General features: G+C 75.3%; 15 protein-coding genes. 4 read left to right on the forward strand and 11 right to left on the reverse strand.

Going from position 1 to position 14,838, the window contains the following annotated elements; all coding sequences use genetic code 11:
• Positions 1–58: 58 nt before the first annotated feature.
• Both ACIP9D_RS02305 and ACIP9D_RS02310 read right to left on the reverse strand, forming a co-directional pair.
• Entirely contained in the window at positions 59–910 is an 852-nt protein-coding gene (locus tag ACIP9D_RS02305; protein WP_350870120.1) for a siderophore-interacting protein, read from the reverse strand.
• A complete protein-coding gene (locus ACIP9D_RS02310; protein WP_350870122.1) occupies positions 910–1,941 on the reverse strand; it encodes an ABC transporter substrate-binding protein in 1,032 nt (343 codons plus the stop codon). The genes ACIP9D_RS02305 and ACIP9D_RS02310 overlap by 1 nt, the downstream gene beginning before the upstream one ends.
• A gap of 70 nt (positions 1,942–2,011) precedes the next feature.
• Between ACIP9D_RS02310 and ACIP9D_RS02315 the strand changes: the two genes are divergently transcribed.
• The 4 genes from ACIP9D_RS02315 (at position 2,012) to ACIP9D_RS02330 (ending at position 7,108) form a co-directional block, all read left to right on the forward strand.
• Positions 2,012–3,112 (forward strand): FecCD family ABC transporter permease, encoded by a 1,101-nt coding sequence (locus ACIP9D_RS02315; RefSeq protein WP_400449326.1) that lies wholly within the window; start codon positions 2,012–2,014, stop codon positions 3,110–3,112.
• On the forward strand, positions 3,109–4,137 hold the full coding sequence (locus ACIP9D_RS02320) for an iron chelate uptake ABC transporter family permease subunit (protein WP_350870126.1): 1,029 nt from the start codon (positions 3,109–3,111) through the stop codon (positions 4,135–4,137). Before ACIP9D_RS02315 ends, ACIP9D_RS02320 begins: the two co-directional genes overlap by 4 nt.
• Positions 4,138–4,253: 116 nt before the next feature.
• Complete coding sequence (locus tag ACIP9D_RS02325) at positions 4,254–5,042, forward strand: ABC transporter ATP-binding protein (RefSeq protein WP_350871111.1); 789 nt, start codon at positions 4,254–4,256, stop codon at positions 5,040–5,042.
• Entirely contained in the window at positions 5,039–7,108 is a 2,070-nt protein-coding gene (locus tag ACIP9D_RS02330; protein ID WP_350870128.1) for a penicillin acylase family protein, read from the forward strand. The genes ACIP9D_RS02325 and ACIP9D_RS02330 overlap by 4 nt, the downstream gene beginning before the upstream one ends.
• A 113-nt stretch (positions 7,109–7,221) precedes the next feature.
• Here the strand turns inward: ACIP9D_RS02330 and ACIP9D_RS02335 are convergent, their stop codons facing one another.
• The 9 genes from ACIP9D_RS02335 to ACIP9D_RS02375 all read right to left on the reverse strand — a co-directional run bounded on the left by ACIP9D_RS02335 (position 7,222) and on the right by ACIP9D_RS02375 (position 14,804).
• A complete protein-coding gene (locus ACIP9D_RS02335) occupies positions 7,222–8,064 on the reverse strand; it encodes a S1 family peptidase (protein ID WP_350870130.1) in 843 nt (280 codons plus the stop codon).
• Between the two features lie 66 nt (positions 8,065–8,130).
• Positions 8,131–8,961, reverse strand: coding sequence for a metallophosphoesterase (locus ACIP9D_RS02340; protein WP_350870132.1), 831 nt, complete (start codon positions 8,959–8,961; stop codon positions 8,131–8,133).
• Positions 8,958–9,530 carry a nucleosidase gene (locus tag ACIP9D_RS02345; protein ID WP_350870134.1) on the reverse strand — a complete coding sequence of 191 codons (573 nt, stop codon included), beginning with the start codon at positions 9,528–9,530 and terminating at the stop codon, positions 8,958–8,960. The genes ACIP9D_RS02340 and ACIP9D_RS02345 overlap by 4 nt, the downstream gene beginning before the upstream one ends.
• Positions 9,527–10,408, reverse strand: coding sequence for an SMP-30/gluconolactonase/LRE family protein (locus ACIP9D_RS02350; RefSeq protein ID WP_350870135.1), 882 nt, complete (start codon positions 10,406–10,408; stop codon positions 9,527–9,529). Before ACIP9D_RS02350 ends, ACIP9D_RS02345 begins: the two co-directional genes overlap by 4 nt.
• A gap of 53 nt (positions 10,409–10,461) precedes the next feature.
• Complete coding sequence (locus ACIP9D_RS02355) at positions 10,462–11,397, reverse strand: sugar kinase (RefSeq protein ID WP_350870137.1); 936 nt, start codon at positions 11,395–11,397, stop codon at positions 10,462–10,464.
• On the reverse strand, positions 11,394–12,014 hold the full coding sequence (locus ACIP9D_RS02360; RefSeq protein ID WP_350870139.1) for a bifunctional 4-hydroxy-2-oxoglutarate aldolase/2-dehydro-3-deoxy-phosphogluconate aldolase: 621 nt from the start codon (positions 12,012–12,014) through the stop codon (positions 11,394–11,396). The genes ACIP9D_RS02355 and ACIP9D_RS02360 overlap by 4 nt, the downstream gene beginning before the upstream one ends.
• Entirely contained in the window at positions 12,011–12,958 is a 948-nt protein-coding gene (locus tag ACIP9D_RS02365) for a hypothetical protein (RefSeq protein WP_350870140.1), read from the reverse strand. The genes ACIP9D_RS02360 and ACIP9D_RS02365 overlap by 4 nt, the downstream gene beginning before the upstream one ends.
• On the reverse strand, positions 12,952–14,097 hold the full coding sequence (dgoD, locus tag ACIP9D_RS02370; protein ID WP_350870143.1) for a galactonate dehydratase: 1,146 nt from the start codon (positions 14,095–14,097) through the stop codon (positions 12,952–12,954). The genes ACIP9D_RS02365 and dgoD overlap by 7 nt, the downstream gene beginning before the upstream one ends.
• Positions 14,094–14,804 carry a FadR/GntR family transcriptional regulator gene (locus ACIP9D_RS02375; protein WP_350870145.1) on the reverse strand — a complete coding sequence of 237 codons (711 nt, stop codon included), beginning with the start codon at positions 14,802–14,804 and terminating at the stop codon, positions 14,094–14,096. Before ACIP9D_RS02375 ends, dgoD begins: the two co-directional genes overlap by 4 nt.
• Positions 14,805–14,838 lie beyond the last annotated feature (34 nt).

Here is a 14,838-nt window from a genome sequence, read left to right on the forward strand (position 1 = left end):
GGTGGGGCGCCGGAGGCACGGGGCTGCGGTGGATCGGGGCTGCGGTGGATCGGCTGGCTCAGGCGGCGGCGTCGGCCAGTGCCTCCGCCCGCAGGGCGTCCTCGCTGACGCCCTGTCGCCAGTAGCCGGAGAAGGTGACCCGGCGGCGGTCCAGGCCCCGCTCGCCGACCAGGTGCCGGCGCACGGCACGGACCATCGAGGACTCGCCGGCCACCCAGGCGTACGGGGTGCCGGCCGGCAGGCGGGCGGCGCGGACCGCGTCGACCAGCAGGCCGCTGCCGGGCGGGGTGCTGCCCCGCACGATCCAGCGCACCTCGGCCCGCGCCCCCACGGGCAGCTGCTGGATGTCGGCCGCGTCGGGCACCTCGATCCAGGCCCGCACCGGGGTGTCGGCGGGCAGCCAGTCGAGGATCCCGCCGACGGCGGGCAGCGCGGTCTCGTCGGCGACGAGCACGATCAGGTCGGTCTCCGCGGGCGGCCGGAAGCAGACGCTGCGGTTGTCGGCGACCGCCGGGCCGAGCAGCACCACCCGGTCGCCGGGCCGGGCCCGCCCGGCCCAGCGTGAGGCGGGACCGACATCGCCGTGGCTGACGAAGTCGATGTCCACCTCGGCGCGTTCCGGGCGTTGCGCCCGGATGGTGTACGACCGCATCACCGCCCGGGTCTGCGGGTCGAGCGCCCGGTAGGCGCCGAACCAGTCGTCGCCCTCCTCGGCCGGGAGCACCGGAGCGTCCTGCCCGGGGTGCGGCAGGAAGAGCGAGACGCTCTGGTCGCGCCCGCCGCCGTCGAAACCGGCCAGCTCCGGGCCGCCGAAAGTGACCCGGATGGTGCTGGCGCCGATCCGGCGCACGCCGGCGACCTGCGCGGCGTAGAGGCGGTACTGCACGGCGAGCGCACCGCCGAGGGCCATCAGCTCACCTTCTTCGCGGCGCGGATGGCGTTCGCGAGGTTCTCCAGCAGCGGCGCCGCGCCGGCGTACGAGAAGCGGGGCACTGCGTCCCAGGGGGTGACCTGGTTGGCCTTGACCGCCGGCAGTTGCGCCCAGGTGGGCTTGGCGCCGAGGTCCTTGGGCTGCAACGCGGTGTTGCGGTTGTCGAGCAGGATCAGATCGGCCGGGAACTTGCCGGCGTTCTCCCAGCTGAGGGCCTCGAAGTAGTCGCCGCTCTCGAGCTTGGTGGGCACCACGATGTCGACGCCCAGCTCGGCGAAGTACATCAGGTCCGTGCTGACCTTCGGGTTGGAGACGTAGAACAGGTCGGGGCTGCCGGAGGCCGCCATCACCTTGATGCCGGGGTTGGCCTTGACCGCCTGGCGGACCGACTCGGCCGCCGCCTCGAAGCGGGCCTTGGCGTCGGTGACCTTCTTCGCCGACAGGTCGGCGCCGAGCGACTCGGCGAGCTGGGCGTAGCGCTCGATCGGCTTGGTCATCGGCACCCGGGCGGTGGTGATCGTCACGCTCGGCGCCAGCGGGAGGATCTTGCTCTTGCTCTCGTCCGGCACGTACCAGAAGGCGCCCGGGTCGTACATGTGGGTGACCAGCAGTTCCGGGCGCAGGGCGGCGTACTTCTCGACGCTGAACTCCCCCCACACATTGCCGAGGATCTCCACGTTCTCCACGTTCAGCTCGCCGGCCTGCGGGTCGACGGTGCCGTCGGCCCGCTTGGTCTCGCCGAACACGCCAACGATCTGCTTGTCGAGTCCGAAATCGACCAGCGCGGCGGCGGTGCCGGTGAAGGCCACCACCCTGGCCGGCCGGCTGTTGGCGGTCACCTTCTCGCTCCGGTCGTCCGTGAACGACCAGGGGCCCGCACTGTTGCCCGCCGCCGCTTCGGGCGATTTCTCCCCGCCTCCGCAGCCGGTCATCAGGACGGCGAAGGTGGCGGCACCGCCGGCCAGCAGGCCACGGCGGGTCAGGCGACGGGAAGATACGGAATCAGGCATGGGGTCGACTTTCGATCAGGGTCGGGGGGTGACCATGGACAGCGGGGTTAGGTTAACCTAACCTAATTCGCTGTCAAGTCCTGTTCGGCGTTTCCCCACCCCGGAGTTCACACTGTCCGTCATCGAGTCACCACCCGAGGGTGGCCGTCCCGCGCTGTCGCCGCCACCGACCCCATCTCGGCGGGGGCGCGTCGCCACCCGCAGCGCGGGCCTGGTCGCCGCCGTGCTGCTGCTCGTCGCCGTCGCCGTACTCAGCATCGCGGTGGGCGCGAAACAGCTCCCGCTCGCCGACGTCTGGTCGGGCCTGCTGCACTCCGACTCCGCCGAGTACGCGGTGGTGCACCGGATGCGGCTGCCCCGTACCCTGCTCGGCCTGCTCGCCGGCGCGGCGCTCGGGGTGGCGGGCGCGGTGATGCAGGCGCTGACCCGCAACCCGCTGGCCGATCCCGGGCTGCTCGGCATCAACGCCGGCGCCTCCGCCGCCGTCGCCACCTCCGCGTTGCTCGGCGTGACCGCCCTCAACGGATACGTGTGGTTCGCGCTGCTCGGCGCGGCGGTGGTCACCGCGCTGGTCTACGCGGTCGGCGGCGGGCGCGGGGCCACCCCGGCCCGGCTCGCGCTGGCCGGCGCGGCGCTCAACGCCACCCTCTTCTCGTACGTCAGCGCGGTGATGCTGCTCGACTCCGCCTCGCTGGACCGGCTCCGGTTCTGGACGGTCGGTTCGCTGGCCACCGCCGACTCGGCGACGGTCAACCGGGTGCTGCCGTTCCTGCTCGTCGGCCTGCTGGTCGCGCTGGCCACCGCGCGGCCGCTCAACGCCCTCGCGCTGGGCGACGACGCGGCCCGGGCGCTCGGCGCGCGGCCCGCGCTGATCCGGGCGGCCGTCATCGTGGCTGTCACCCTGCTCTGCGGCGCGGCCACCGCCGCCTGCGGGCCGATCGTCTTCGTCGGGCTGCTCGTGCCGCACCTGGTCCGCGCCCTGACCGGACCGGATCTGCGCTGGCTGCTCCCCTACTGCGCGCTGCTCGCGCCGGTGCTGCTGCTCGGCGCCGACGTGCTGGGCCGGGTGCTCGGCCGACCCGGCGAGCTCCAGGTCGGGATGGTCACCGCGGTGTTCGGCGGGCCGCTCTTCCTCTGGCTGGTCACCCGGCGCAGGGTGGGCACGCCATGACCGTGCTGCGTACCCCGGGCGGCTTCTCGCTGCGCTTCCGCCCCCGCGCGCTCGCCGTCGGCGCCGGCTTCGCGGTGCTCGCCGCCGGGCTGGGCGTACTGGCCATCGCCGGCGGTGACTACCCGATGACCCCCGCCGACGTGCTGCGCACCCTCACCGGCGGGGGCACCCCGGCGGAGGAGTTCATCGTCACCGAGCTGCGGCTGCCCCGGCTGGTCACCGCCCTGTTGGTCGGCGCGGCGCTGGCACTGGCCGGCGCGGTGTTCCAGGCCCTGGTCCGCAACCCACTGGGCAGCCCGGACGTGCTCGGCTTCACCCAGGGCGCGGCGACCGGCGCGCTGGTGGTGGTCGTGCTCGGCGGCAGCAGCCTGGCGCTTTCCGGCGCGGCGGTGGCCAGCGGCCTCGCCACCGGCCTGCTGATCTACGCGATCGCGTGGCGCAACGGTGTGCACGGCTACCGGCTGGTGCTGGTCGGCATCGGGATGTCGGCCATCCTCACCGGGATCAACGGCTATCTGCTCACCCGCGCGCCGCTGATGGACGCGGCGCGGGCGATGCTCTGGCTCACCGGCAGCCTGGACGGGCGCGGCTGGTCCGACGCGCTGCCGCTGCTCACCGTGCTGTCGGTGCTGACGCCGGTGGTGCTGCTCGGCTGCGGCCCGGCGTTGCGGATGATGGAATTGGGCGACGACACCGCCAGCGCCCTCGGCGTTCCGGTGCGGCGGCTGCGCCTGGTGCTGCTCGCCGCGGCGGTGCTGTTGGTCTCCTTCGCCGCGGCCGCCGCCGGGCCGGTGTCGTTCGTGGCGCTGACCGCGCCGCACCTGGCCCGGCGACTCACCCGCGCGCCGGGGCCGAACCTGCTGCCCTCGATGTGCGTGGGCGCGACACTGCTGGTCGGAGCCGACCTGCTGGCCCAGCGGGCGTTCACCGATCACCAGCTCCCGGTCGGGGCGGTCACCGGCGCGCTCGGCGGGGCCTACCTGGTCTGGCTGCTGGCGATGGAACGAAGGGCGGGGCGACTGTGAGCGCGAGGAGTGAGCTTGCGAGCCCCGCAGCCGCGAACAAAGGCGGCGCCGTGAGGGCCCGCGACGAGAACGGAGCTTCGATGGAGACCGGCACGACACGGCTGAGCGGCACCGGGATGACCCTCGCCTACGACCGGCGCGTCGTCGCCGAGGGGCTGAGTGTCGCCGTGCCCGACCGGTCGTTCACGGTGGTCATCGGGCCCAACGCGTGCGGCAAGTCCACGGTGCTGCGGGCGCTGTCCCGCATGCTCAAGCCGACCGCCGGTGCGGTGCTGCTCGACGGGGAGGACATCCACCGCCGGCCCGCCCGCCAGGTGGCCCGCACCCTCGGCCTGCTACCGCAGTCCTCGATCGCCCCGGACGGCATCACCGTCGCCGAACTGGTGGCCCGCGGACGCTACCCGCACCAGGGCCTGTTGCGGCAGTGGTCGCGCGAGGACGAGCGGGTGGTCGACGAGTCGATGACCGCGACCGGGGTGGCCGACCTGGCCGACCGGGCGGTGGACGAGCTCTCCGGCGGGCAGCGGCAGCGGGTGTGGATCGCGATGGCGCTGGCCCAGCAGACTCCGCTGCTGCTGTTGGACGAGCCGACCACGTACCTGGACATCGCCCATCAGATCGAGATCCTCGACCTCTGTGCCCGGCTGCACGAGGAGCAGGGCCGGACCCTGGTCGCGGTGCTGCACGACCTGAACCACGCCGCCCGCTACGCCACCCACCTGATCGCGATGCGCGACGGGCGGGTCGTCGCCGCGGGCGAGCCCGGCGAGGTGGTCACCGCCGAGCTGGTGGCGGAGGTCTTCGGGCTGCCCTGCCGGGTGATCGAGGATCCGGAGACCGGCACGCCGCTGGTCGTCCCGGCGGGCCGCCGCCGGGCCGCCGTGCTCGCCCCGGAGCCGGCATGAGCATCGGGCACAGCGACGCGCGGGTGTTCCGGGACTCCTGGGGTGTGCCGCATCTGCGCGCGGCCGACCCGCGGGCGCTCGCCGTCGCCCAGGGCCGGGTCACCGCGTACGACCGGGCCTGGCAGTTGGAGGTGGAGCGGCACCGGTCCCTGGGCAGCACCGCGTCCTTCCTCGGCGTCGACGCGGTCGGCTGGGACCGGTTCGCCCGGCAGGCCCGGCTGGACGACACCGCCCGGCGGTGCCACGCCGCCCTGGACCCGGCGACCGCCGAGTGGGTACGCGACTACGTGGACGGGGTCAACGCCGGCCTGGCCGCCGGTGCGGCCCGGGCGCCCGAGTTCGCCGCCGTCGGGCTCAGCCCCGGCCGGTGGGAGCCGTGGACACCGCTGGCGGTGTGGCTGACCCACCACATCCTCTTCGCCGGCTTCCCGAACAAGTTCTGGCGCGAGCAGGTCGCCCGCCAGTTGGGTGAGGCGGCGACGACCCTCTTCGCCGCCGACCACCCGGCGACCGCCGGCAGCAACGGTTGGCTGCTGGCTGGCGACCGGACGGCGACCGGCGCGGCGCTGCTCGCCGGCGACCCGCACCGGATCATCGAGGCCCCCGGGGTGTACCAGCAGATCCGGCTCGCCTGCCCGGAGTACGACGTGATCGGCCTGGCCGTGCCGGGCGTGCCGGGCATCGCCCACTTCGGACACGCCGGCGAGGTGGCCTGGTCGATCACCAACGCGATGGCCGACTACCAGGACCTCTACGCCGAGCGGCTGCGCCGCCGGGACGGGGTGGTGCAGGCGTACGGCCCGGACGGCTGGGAGACGGCCGCGGCGCACACGGAGACCGTGGAGGTCGCCGGAGGGGACCCGGTCGACGTCGAGGTGGTCGAGACTCCGCGCGGACCGGTGATCGCCGGCGGGCCGGACGAGGAGTCGGCGATCAGCCTCCGCTACCCGCCCCGGGTGCTGGCGCAGCTCGGCTTCGCCGCGCTGCCGGCGCTGCTGCGCGCGCGTACCGTCGCCGACGTGGACGCGGCGGTCGACCACTGGGTCGAGCCGGTCAACGTGCTCCAGGCGGCCGACACCCGGGGTGGTCTGCTGCACCGGGTGGCCGGCGCGGTGCCGGTGCGGCACCCGGCCAACCGGCTGCGGGTGGTGCCGGCCTGGGCGGTGGAGCACGCCTGGCAGGGCTGGTACGCGCCGATGCCGCGGGCCGACGTCGACGGCTGCGCGGTGATGGCCAACGCCCGCGGGCTGGCCACCTCGCTCGGCGTCGAGTTCGCCCCGCCGTACCGGGCCGACCGGATCCGCGAGCTGCTCGACGGCGGCCGGGACTGGACGGCCGAGGAGATGGCGGCGGTGCACACCGACACGCATCTCGCCGCCGCCGGCCCGCTGCTCGCCCGGCTGGCCGGCCTCACCGGGCTCGGCCCGGCCGCCGCGGCGCTGCGCGACCGACTGCTGCGCTGGGACGGCCGGATGGCCGCCGAGAGCACCGATGCCGCCGGGTTCGCCCTGGTGCGGGCGGCCCTGGTACGCCGACTCGCCGCACACCCGGCGCTCGCCACGCTGGCCGACCCGCCGCCGTACCCGGAGGTGTTCCAGCCCTGGCTGGCGCTGACCCCGCGGGTCGCGCTCGCGCTGGCGACGCTCTTGGAGACGCCACTGCTGCCCGATGTCGATGCGGACGCGCTGCTCCGCGCGGCCGTCGAGGAGGTGGCGGCGGCCGGGGTCGGGCTGCCGGCCTGGGGTGAGCTGCACCGGCTCACCCCGTGGCAGGCGCTGCCGGACCCGGACGCCGGCCCGGGCCCGCGGCTGGCCGGCGACCACGACTGCGTGCTCTCGACCTCCAGCGTCCCCGGGCTCACCCACCACAGCGTGCGTGGCCCGGCGGCCCGCTACGTCTGGGACCTCGCCGACCGGGCGCGCAGCCGCTGGGTGGTGCCGCACGGCGCGTCCGGGGTGCCCGGCGACCCGCACCACCACGACCAGACGCCGGCCTGGCTGGCCGGCGAGCTGCTGCCCGTGACCACCGACTGGGACCAGCTCATCGAGGCGCGAGCGGAGGACTGACCGCCGCACCGCGCGGGGGCGGCGAGCCGCCGCCGTGCCTCCGGTGAGGGTGATACCTCTGCGGCATCAATATGCCGCAGAGGTATCACGCTCGTGCGGACCACCGCCGCGGGTCAGGGGATGGTCAGCCCGTACGCCGCCAGAACCTCCTGGATCGGCTGGTAGTAGGTGGTGCCGCCGGAGGTGCAGTTGCCGCTGCCGCCGGAGAGGATGCCGACGATCCGCCCGGTCGACGCGACGTAGAGCGGGCCGCCGCTGTCGCCCGGCTCGGCGCAGATGTTGGTGCGGATCAGCCCGGCGACCGAGCCCTGCGAGTAGTTGACGGTCTGGTTCAGGCCGGTGATCGTGCCGCAGCGTACGCCGGTGGTCGAGCCGCTGCGGCAGACCGCCAGACCGACGTAGGCGCCGGTGACGCCGTTGATGGTGAGCAGCCCCGGGTAGGTGTAGACGGCGCTGGGGTGGGCGACCGTGCCGGTGTAGCGGACCAGACCGTAGTCGTTGCCGGGGAAGCTGCTGCCGGTACGGGAGCCGAGCACGGTGGTCTGGGCGCTGTTGGCGTACCAGGTGGCGCCGAGGGTGGTGCAGTGCCCGGCCGTGACGAAGTAGTAGGTGCTGCCGCTGCGGACGTTCGCGCCGAGCGAGCAGCGCCCGCCACCGCCGTAGATCGCCTGACCGCCGGCGATGAGGGTGCTCAGCCGTCCGGGTTCCCGGCGCAGCTGCGCGCCGGCCCGGGCGGCGGTCTCCCGCAGCGCGGCCAGTTCCCGCCCGGTGACGGTGTCGTCGACGGTGACGGTCATCCGGCCGGTGGCCGGGTCGAGCCCCCAGGCGGTGCCGGTGGTGCGCACCTCGGCGAGCACCGCTGCCGCGCCTGCCGGGTCGGGTCGGGCCTGGGCGGCGGCCGGGGTGCCGAGCACCAGCGCGGCGAGGACGAGGACGACGAGCGGGAGACGGCGCATCCGGACCTCCGATTGATCGGCAGATGTCGATGTACTCCCTCAGCATCCGCCGGTCCCACCGCGCATTCAAGACCCCGGCAGGATCACCCGGGGCACGGCCGGGGCGCCGCGTCGCCGCCACTCCCGCGGGTAGCCCAGCGACACCTCCTCGAACCGGACCCCGTCGTAGGAGGTGGTGCGCGGGATGTGCAGGTGCCCGTAGACCACCGCCGCGGCCCGGAACCGCCGGTGCCAGTCGGCCGTCCGCACCGTGCCGCACCACTGCGCGAACTCGGGATGACGCAGCACCAGGGTCGGCTCACGGACCAGCGGGAAGTGGTTGACCAGCACGGTCGGCCGGGTCGGATCGGTGGCGGCCAGCCGGCGCTCGGTCGCCGTCACCCGGGCCGCGCACCAGGCGTCCCGGCTCGGGTACGGGTCGGGGTGCAGCAGCGCCTCGTCGGTGCAGACCACCCCCACGTCGTACGCCCGACGCAGCGACTCCTCCTTGCTGCTGGTGCCGGGAGCGTGGAACGAGTAGTCGTAGAGCAGGAAGAGCGGGGCCACGGTCACCGGACCGCCCGGGCCGGACCAGACGGGATAGTCGTCCTCGGGGGTGAGCACCCCCAACTCCCGGCACATCGCGACCAGCTCCCGGTAGCGCGCGTCACCGCGCAGCTGGACCGGATCGTCGCGCATCGTCCACAACTCGTGGTTGCCGGGCGCCCAGACCACCGTGGCGAACCGGGCACGCAGCAGGGCCAGGGTGGACCGGATGTCGGCGAAGCGCTCGGCCACGTCCCCGGCGACGATCAGCCAGTCCTCCTCGGAGCCGGGGCGCAGCCCGTCCACGACCGCCCGGTTCTCCGCGTACCCGACGTGCAGGTCGCTGACCGCGAGCAGTCGCCCGGCGCTCACCCGAGTTCGGCCCGCACCCAGTCGGCGAGGTCCCGCGCGCAGTCGTCGACCGTGTCGCGCCAGGCCCGGTCCGCGCCCTCGCCCGCCTCGTCGCTGACCCGCTTCACCAGCCGGCACGGCACCCCGGCCTGGGCGGCGGCCCAGGCGATGGCGTACCCCTCCATGTCGACCAGGTCCGCGCGCCGCGCCAGCCGGGCCCGGGCCGCCTCGTCGGCGATGAACGCGTCGCCGGTGGCCAGCACCGCGGTCCGGCTGCCCAGGGTCAGCGGCGCGCCGTAGGTCTGCCCGGTGAGGGTCCGCAGCAGGTCGGTGTCGAGATCGTGCTGGAGCACCGTGCCGATCTCGTGGATGCCCGCCCAGCCCGGGCGCAGCGCCCCGGCGGTGCCGAGGTTGAGCACCAGGCTCGGCTTCGGGCCGGCGGCCAGCACCGTCGCCAGCGCGGCCGCCGCGTTGACCTTGCCCATGCCGGTGAGCAGCACCGGCAGCCCGGAATCGAGGTACGCGGCCTCCTCCTCGACGGCCAGCACGACCAGCGGGACGTCGGGCCGGATGTCACCGGAAAGAATCACCCGCGAATCGTACGGGCCGCTTGGGCGGGCCGGCCGGCGGCCGGTACGTCCACCGCGAGCAGCGCCCCGTCGAGCGGCCCGGGATCGGGGAGCCCGTACCGGGCGGTGGTCACGAAGAGCCGGCTCAGCCCCGGCCCGCCGAGACAGACGCTGGTCGGCTGCGCCGCCGGCAGCCGGACCTCCCGCTCCAGCGTGCCGTCCGGCCGGTAGCGGCGTACCGCCGAGCCGCCCCAGAGCGCCACCCAGAGGTGGTCGGCCGCGTCCACCGTCATCCCGTCCGGGGCGCCCTCGGCCGGGTCGAGGCGCAGGAACGGCTCCCGGGCGCCGAGCTCGCCGCTGCGGGTGTCCACGGTGAACCGGTCGACGTGCCCGCGCGGGGTGTCGGCCAGGTACATGGTGGTGCCGGCGCCGTCGAAGGCGGGCCCGTTGGCGATCGTCAGCCCGGTCACCACCGCGACCGGTACGCCGCCCGGGTCCAGTCGGTAGAGGGAGCCGCCGCCGGGCACCCCGGCGTAGGTCATGCTGCCGGCCCAGAACCGGCCGTGCGGGTCGGCCACCGCGTCGTTCATCCGGGCCGGCTCGGACCGGCCGCCCTCCAGGTCGGCGACCGACCGGTTCCCACCGTCGGCGGCGAGCCGGGCGATCCCGGTGCCGGCCACGGCCAGCCACTCCCCCGGCTGCCCCACCACCGGCGCCACCGCGCCCAGCGGCACGTCCAGCCGGGTCAGCTCGCGCAGTGGTCCCGGGCCGTCCCCACCGGTGCTCAGCAGCCGGCCGGCGAGCAGGTCGACCAGGACCAGCCGGTCGTCCACCCATCGGGCGCCCTCGCCCAGCTCGAGGCGATCCGCGCTCCAGGCGGTGGGCTCGGTCAGCTCCATCTCTCCTCCTCCAACGACAACGCGGCGCGGGCCCGGTGCGGTCGCGACGGCGGTCAGCGCAGCGCGGTACCCGGTTCGTGGTCGAGCAGCGCCAGCTCGGCCCGCTCGGGCAGGCCCTCCCAGTCGCCACGGGTGGCGACGGCGAAGGCGGCGGTGGTCACCGCGCGATACAGCCGGCCGGCCACGTCCGCGCCGTCGAGCAGCGCGGAGAGCAGCCCGGCGACGAAGGCGTCCCCGGCGCCGATCGTCTCCACCACCGGCACCCGGCGGGCCGGGCGGTGCGCGGTGCCGCTCTCGTGGTGGCTGGTCGCCCCGTCGGCGCCGAGCTTGACCACCACCTCGCGTACGCCCCCGGCGCGCAGCGCGGCGGCGGGGTCGTCCGCGTCGGTGAGCACGGGCAGCTCGTCGGCGGAGGCGACCACCAGGTCGACCCAGGGCAGCAGCGGCCGCAGCGCCGCCGCGGCCTCGGCCACGGACCAGAGCCGGTTTCGGTGGTTGACGTCGAGGCAGACCAGCGCGCCGGCGGCGCGGGCCCGCTCGACGGCGGTGCGCACCGCCGCGTACGGGCCGGGGCCGAGGGCACAGGTGATCCCGGTGACGTGCAGCACCCGGGGTGACGCCGCGTCGAACGCGCGGTCGACGTCGGCCGGCGTCAGACGGGAACCGGCCGACCCGGCTCGGTGGTAGGTGACCCGGTTGAGGTCGGCCACCCGGGGTTCGAAGAGGATCAGGCCGGTGGGCGCGTCCGGGTCGACCCGCGACCAGGTCAGGTCGACGCCCTCGGCGCGCAGCGTGCGGCGGACCAGGGCGCCCGGCTCGTCGGCGCCGGTGACCCCGACCCAGCCGACGGTGTGGCCGAGCCGGGCCAGCCCGATCGCCACGGTGGACTCGGCGCCGGCGATGGAGATGCCGGCGGTGCCGCCGAGGCGCAGCGCGCCGGTGGCCCGGAAGGCGGCCATCGTCTCGCCGAGGGTGAGCACGTCGCTCACGCGCGTACCGCCGCCAGGAAGGCCGCCGCCCGCTGCCGCAGGGCGGCCGGGTCGCCGCCGCGGACGGCGTCGCCGAGCAGCGGGGATCCGACGCCCACGGCGATCGCGCCGCGCTCCAGGTAGCGCCGGGCGCCCTCGGCGTCGACGCCACCGACCGGCACGAGCGGGGTGTCCGGGAACGGGTCGCGCAGCGCGGCGAGGTAGTCCGGGCCGCCGAACGAGGCGGGGAAGAGCTTGACCGCGGCGGCGCCGGCGGCCCGTGCGCGGACCACCTCGCTCGGGGTGAGCGCGCCGGCGAGCACCGGCAACCCCAGCCGGGGCGCCTCGTCCAGGCTGTCGGCGATCGCCGGGGTGACCAGGAAGGTCGCGCCCGCGTCGGCGGCGGCCCGGGCGTCGTCGACGGTGAGCACGGTGCCCGCGCCGAGGTGGAACTCCGGGCCGAGCGCGGCCCGGGCCCGGCGAATCGTGCCGAGCGCGCCCGCGCCGGTCAGCGACACCTCGATCAGCGCCACCCCGCTCTCGGCCAGGGTCAGCACCGCGGCCAGCGCCGCGTCCGGGTCCGGGCCGCGCACGATGGCGAGCAGTCGATGGGTACGCAGGGCGTCGGTCAGGTTCATCGGGGTCCTCCCCTTCGGTGGGCGGAGACGGTCAGTCGCCAGGTGACCTCGCCGGCGGGCGGGACCACCGCCGCGTCCCGGGGCCCGGCGTCGGCCAGGTCGAAGGCGGCGCCGAGCATCGGCTCCACCCCGACGCTGCGGTACGGCCGGTCGGCCGGCCAGCCGCGCAGGTTGCGCCAGAGCGCGGTGGACCGGGGCTGGTCGGCGCACTCCAGCTCCAGCGTCAACAGGTCCGATCCGTCCACCACCTGGACCCGGGGGCAGTCGACCAGCACCGCACCGACGGCGGTGCCGTCGTCCGGGCCGAGCGCGTCCAGCGTCAATCCGGCCGGGGCGGGCCACTCGCCGGTCAGCCAGGGCCGGCCGGTGGGCCAGTCGCCCGGCAATAGCTCGGCGGCCTCCGGGTGCAGCCGGGTCGGGGTGCCGGCCGGGGCCTGGAGTCGGGCCGCCGGCGAGAGGTCGAGCAGGGCGTGGGCGGCCCACACGAAGCGGTACCCGGGCTCGGCGGCGAGCCGGTAGTCGGCGACGACCGCGCCGGACCGTTCGGCCAGCCGCCGGGTGAGGGTGAAGTCCGGGTTCTCGACGACGGCGGTGTCGGGCCCGGTCGCGCGCCACGGCCGGGACCAGACGTCGCCGTGGTCGGGCCGGCCGCGCACGGTGGGCAGGCACTCCTCCAGCCCGCCGGCGTCCACGAACGCCGCCCCGGGGCGCACCGCGGCCCGGCCGGGCTGCGGCCCCCGCCAGAGCCACTCCCGGCCGCCGCCGGCGAGGCTGGTCCAGCGTCCGCCGAGTGCGAGGTCGACACCGACGCGCAGCGGCACCGGCCGCTCGACGTCGGCCGCCGGGTGGACGGCCGGCTCCTGGTCACCGTCGGGGTTGCCGTCGGCGCCGGTCGGCCGGGCGGGGCGGGGCAGGTGGGGCGGCGGGTCGGTCGGGGTCACCATTCGGCGAACGAGCCGTCGGGGTGCCGCCAGACCGGGTTGCGCCAGGCGTGCGGGCTCTTCGCGGCCTTGCGGACCGCGGCCTCGTCGACGGTGACGCCCAGGCCGGGCCCGTCGAACTTGACGATGTGCCCGTCGACGAACCGGAACGGCTCCGGGTCGACGACGTAGTCCAGCAGTTCCGAATCGGCGTTGTAGTGGATGCCGATGCTCTGCTCCTGGATGAGGAAGTTCGGCGTCGCGAGAGCCACCTGAAGGCTCGCCGCGAGCGCGATCGGGCCGAGCGGGCAGTGCGGGGCGAGCAGCGCGCCGTACGTCTCGGCGAGCGCCGCGATCCGCCGTACCTCGGAGATGCCGCCGGCGTGTGACAGGTCGGGCTGGACCACCGCCACCCCGGCCTGCAACGGGGTGAGGAACTCCGCGCGCCCGTAGAGCCGCTCGCCGGTGGCCACCGGCACCGGTGAGCAGGCGACGATGTCGCGCAGGTGGTGGGCCTGGTCGGGCAGGACCGGCTCCTCCACGAAGAACGGCCGCAGCGGCGCCAGCTCGGGCAGGATGCGCCGGACCGCGGCGAACCCGGCCCGACCGTGGAAGTCGAGCGCGATGTCCCGGTCGTCGCCGAGCACCTCCCGGGCGGCGACGACCCGGCCGAGCACCGCGTCGATCTCAGCCGACGTGGGGATGGGCGAGAGCTGCCCGGAGGCGTTCATCTTCACCCCGGTCAGTCCGGCGGCGACCTGCGCGGCGGCGGCGTCGGCGATCTCGCCGGGCTCGTCCCCGCCGATCCAGGAGTAGATCCGCACCCGGTCCCGGACCGCCCCGCCGAGCAGGGCGTGCACCGGCACCCCGTACGCCTGCCCGGCGATGTCCCAGAGCGCCTGGTCCAGCCCGGCCACCGCGCTGGAGAGCACCGGGCCGCCCCGGTAGAACCCGCCCTTGGTGAGCACCTGCCAGTGCTGCTCGATGCGCAGCGGATCCTCCCCGAGGAGGTACTCGGCGAGCACCTCGACCGCGGTGCGGACCACCTCGGCCCGCCCCTCCACCACCGGCTCACCCCAGCCGACCAGCCCGGTGTCGGTCTCCACCCGGCAGAAGAGCCAGCGCGGGGGCACCAGGAAGGTCTCGATCCGTTCGATCCTCACTGGTTGCCCTTCTGTCCGCGGACCTTTTCCACGTCCCGCACCGCCTTCGCCAGCAGGTCGCGCATGGCCGTCTCGGCCGCGCTCTCGTCGCCCGCCCGGATCGCGTCGACCACCGCGCGGTGGCTCGGGACCGGGTCGTCGTCGCTGTCGCGGCCGTGCACCAGCCGGTCGCGCTCGGCGAGCCCGGTCTCCATCACCACCTCCATCCGGACCAGCAGCTCGTTGTGGGTGGCGGCGAGCAGCGCGCGGTGGAACGTGAGGTCGGCGGCCACGGCGGCGCTCGGGTCGCCGTGCGCCTCGGTCATCTCCGCGAGCGCGGCGTCGAGGGCCAGCACGTCCTCCGGAGTGGACCGGGCGGCGGCCAGCCGCGCCGCGGCCGGTTCGATGATGGCGCGGACCTCCTGGAGCTTGTCCAGCAGCCGCGGGTCTGCGCCGTCGGCGAACTGCCAACGGATCACGTCGCCGTCGAGCAGGTTCCAGTCGGCCCGGGGCCGGACGAACGTGCCGCGCTTCTGCCGGGCGTCCACGATGCCCTTGGCGGTGAGGACCTTGAGCGCCTCCCGCAGCGCGGTGAGGCTGACGTCCAACTCTTCCTGCAACGCGGCGATGTTCAGGGTGGCGCCCTCGGCGATCTCGCCGCTGAGGATGCGGCGGGCGATCACCTCGACGGTCTGCCCGTGGACGCCGCGGCCCGCGTACTGTGCCAATCTATTCGCGCCTTTTCGCTCGTCGGTTTCGATC

This window comes from Micromonospora sp. NPDC093243, assembly GCF_044753725.1.
GTDB lineage: Bacteria > Actinomycetota > Actinomycetes > Mycobacteriales > Micromonosporaceae > Micromonospora.

What these genes read in the sequence shown, in the direction of transcription:
- ACIP9D_RS02325 (WP_350871111.1), top strand. Translation starts at nt 4,254, where the DNA reads ATGACCCTCGCCTACGACCGGCGCGTCGTCGCCGAGGGGCTGAGTGTC.
- ACIP9D_RS02365 (WP_350870140.1), bottom strand. Translation starts at nt 12,958, where the DNA reads ATGGTGACCCCGACCGACCCGCCGCCCCACCTGCCCCGCCCCGCCCGG.
- ACIP9D_RS02350 (WP_350870135.1), bottom strand. Translation starts at nt 10,408, where the DNA reads ATGGAGCTGACCGAGCCCACCGCCTGGAGCGCGGATCGCCTCGAGCTG.
- ACIP9D_RS02310 (WP_350870122.1), bottom strand. Translation starts at nt 1,941, where the DNA reads ATGCCTGATTCCGTATCTTCCCGTCGCCTGACCCGCCGTGGCCTGCTG.
- ACIP9D_RS02305 (WP_350870120.1), bottom strand. Translation starts at nt 910, where the DNA reads ATGGCCCTCGGCGGTGCGCTCGCCGTGCAGTACCGCCTCTACGCCGCG.
- ACIP9D_RS02330 (WP_350870128.1), top strand. Translation starts at nt 5,039, where the DNA reads ATGAGCATCGGGCACAGCGACGCGCGGGTGTTCCGGGACTCCTGGGGT.
- ACIP9D_RS02360 (WP_350870139.1), bottom strand. Translation starts at nt 12,014, where the DNA reads ATGAACCTGACCGACGCCCTGCGTACCCATCGACTGCTCGCCATCGTG.
- ACIP9D_RS02320 (WP_350870126.1), top strand. Translation starts at nt 3,109, where the DNA reads ATGACCGTGCTGCGTACCCCGGGCGGCTTCTCGCTGCGCTTCCGCCCC.
- ACIP9D_RS02335 (WP_350870130.1), bottom strand. Translation starts at nt 8,064, where the DNA reads ATGCGCCGTCTCCCGCTCGTCGTCCTCGTCCTCGCCGCGCTGGTGCTC.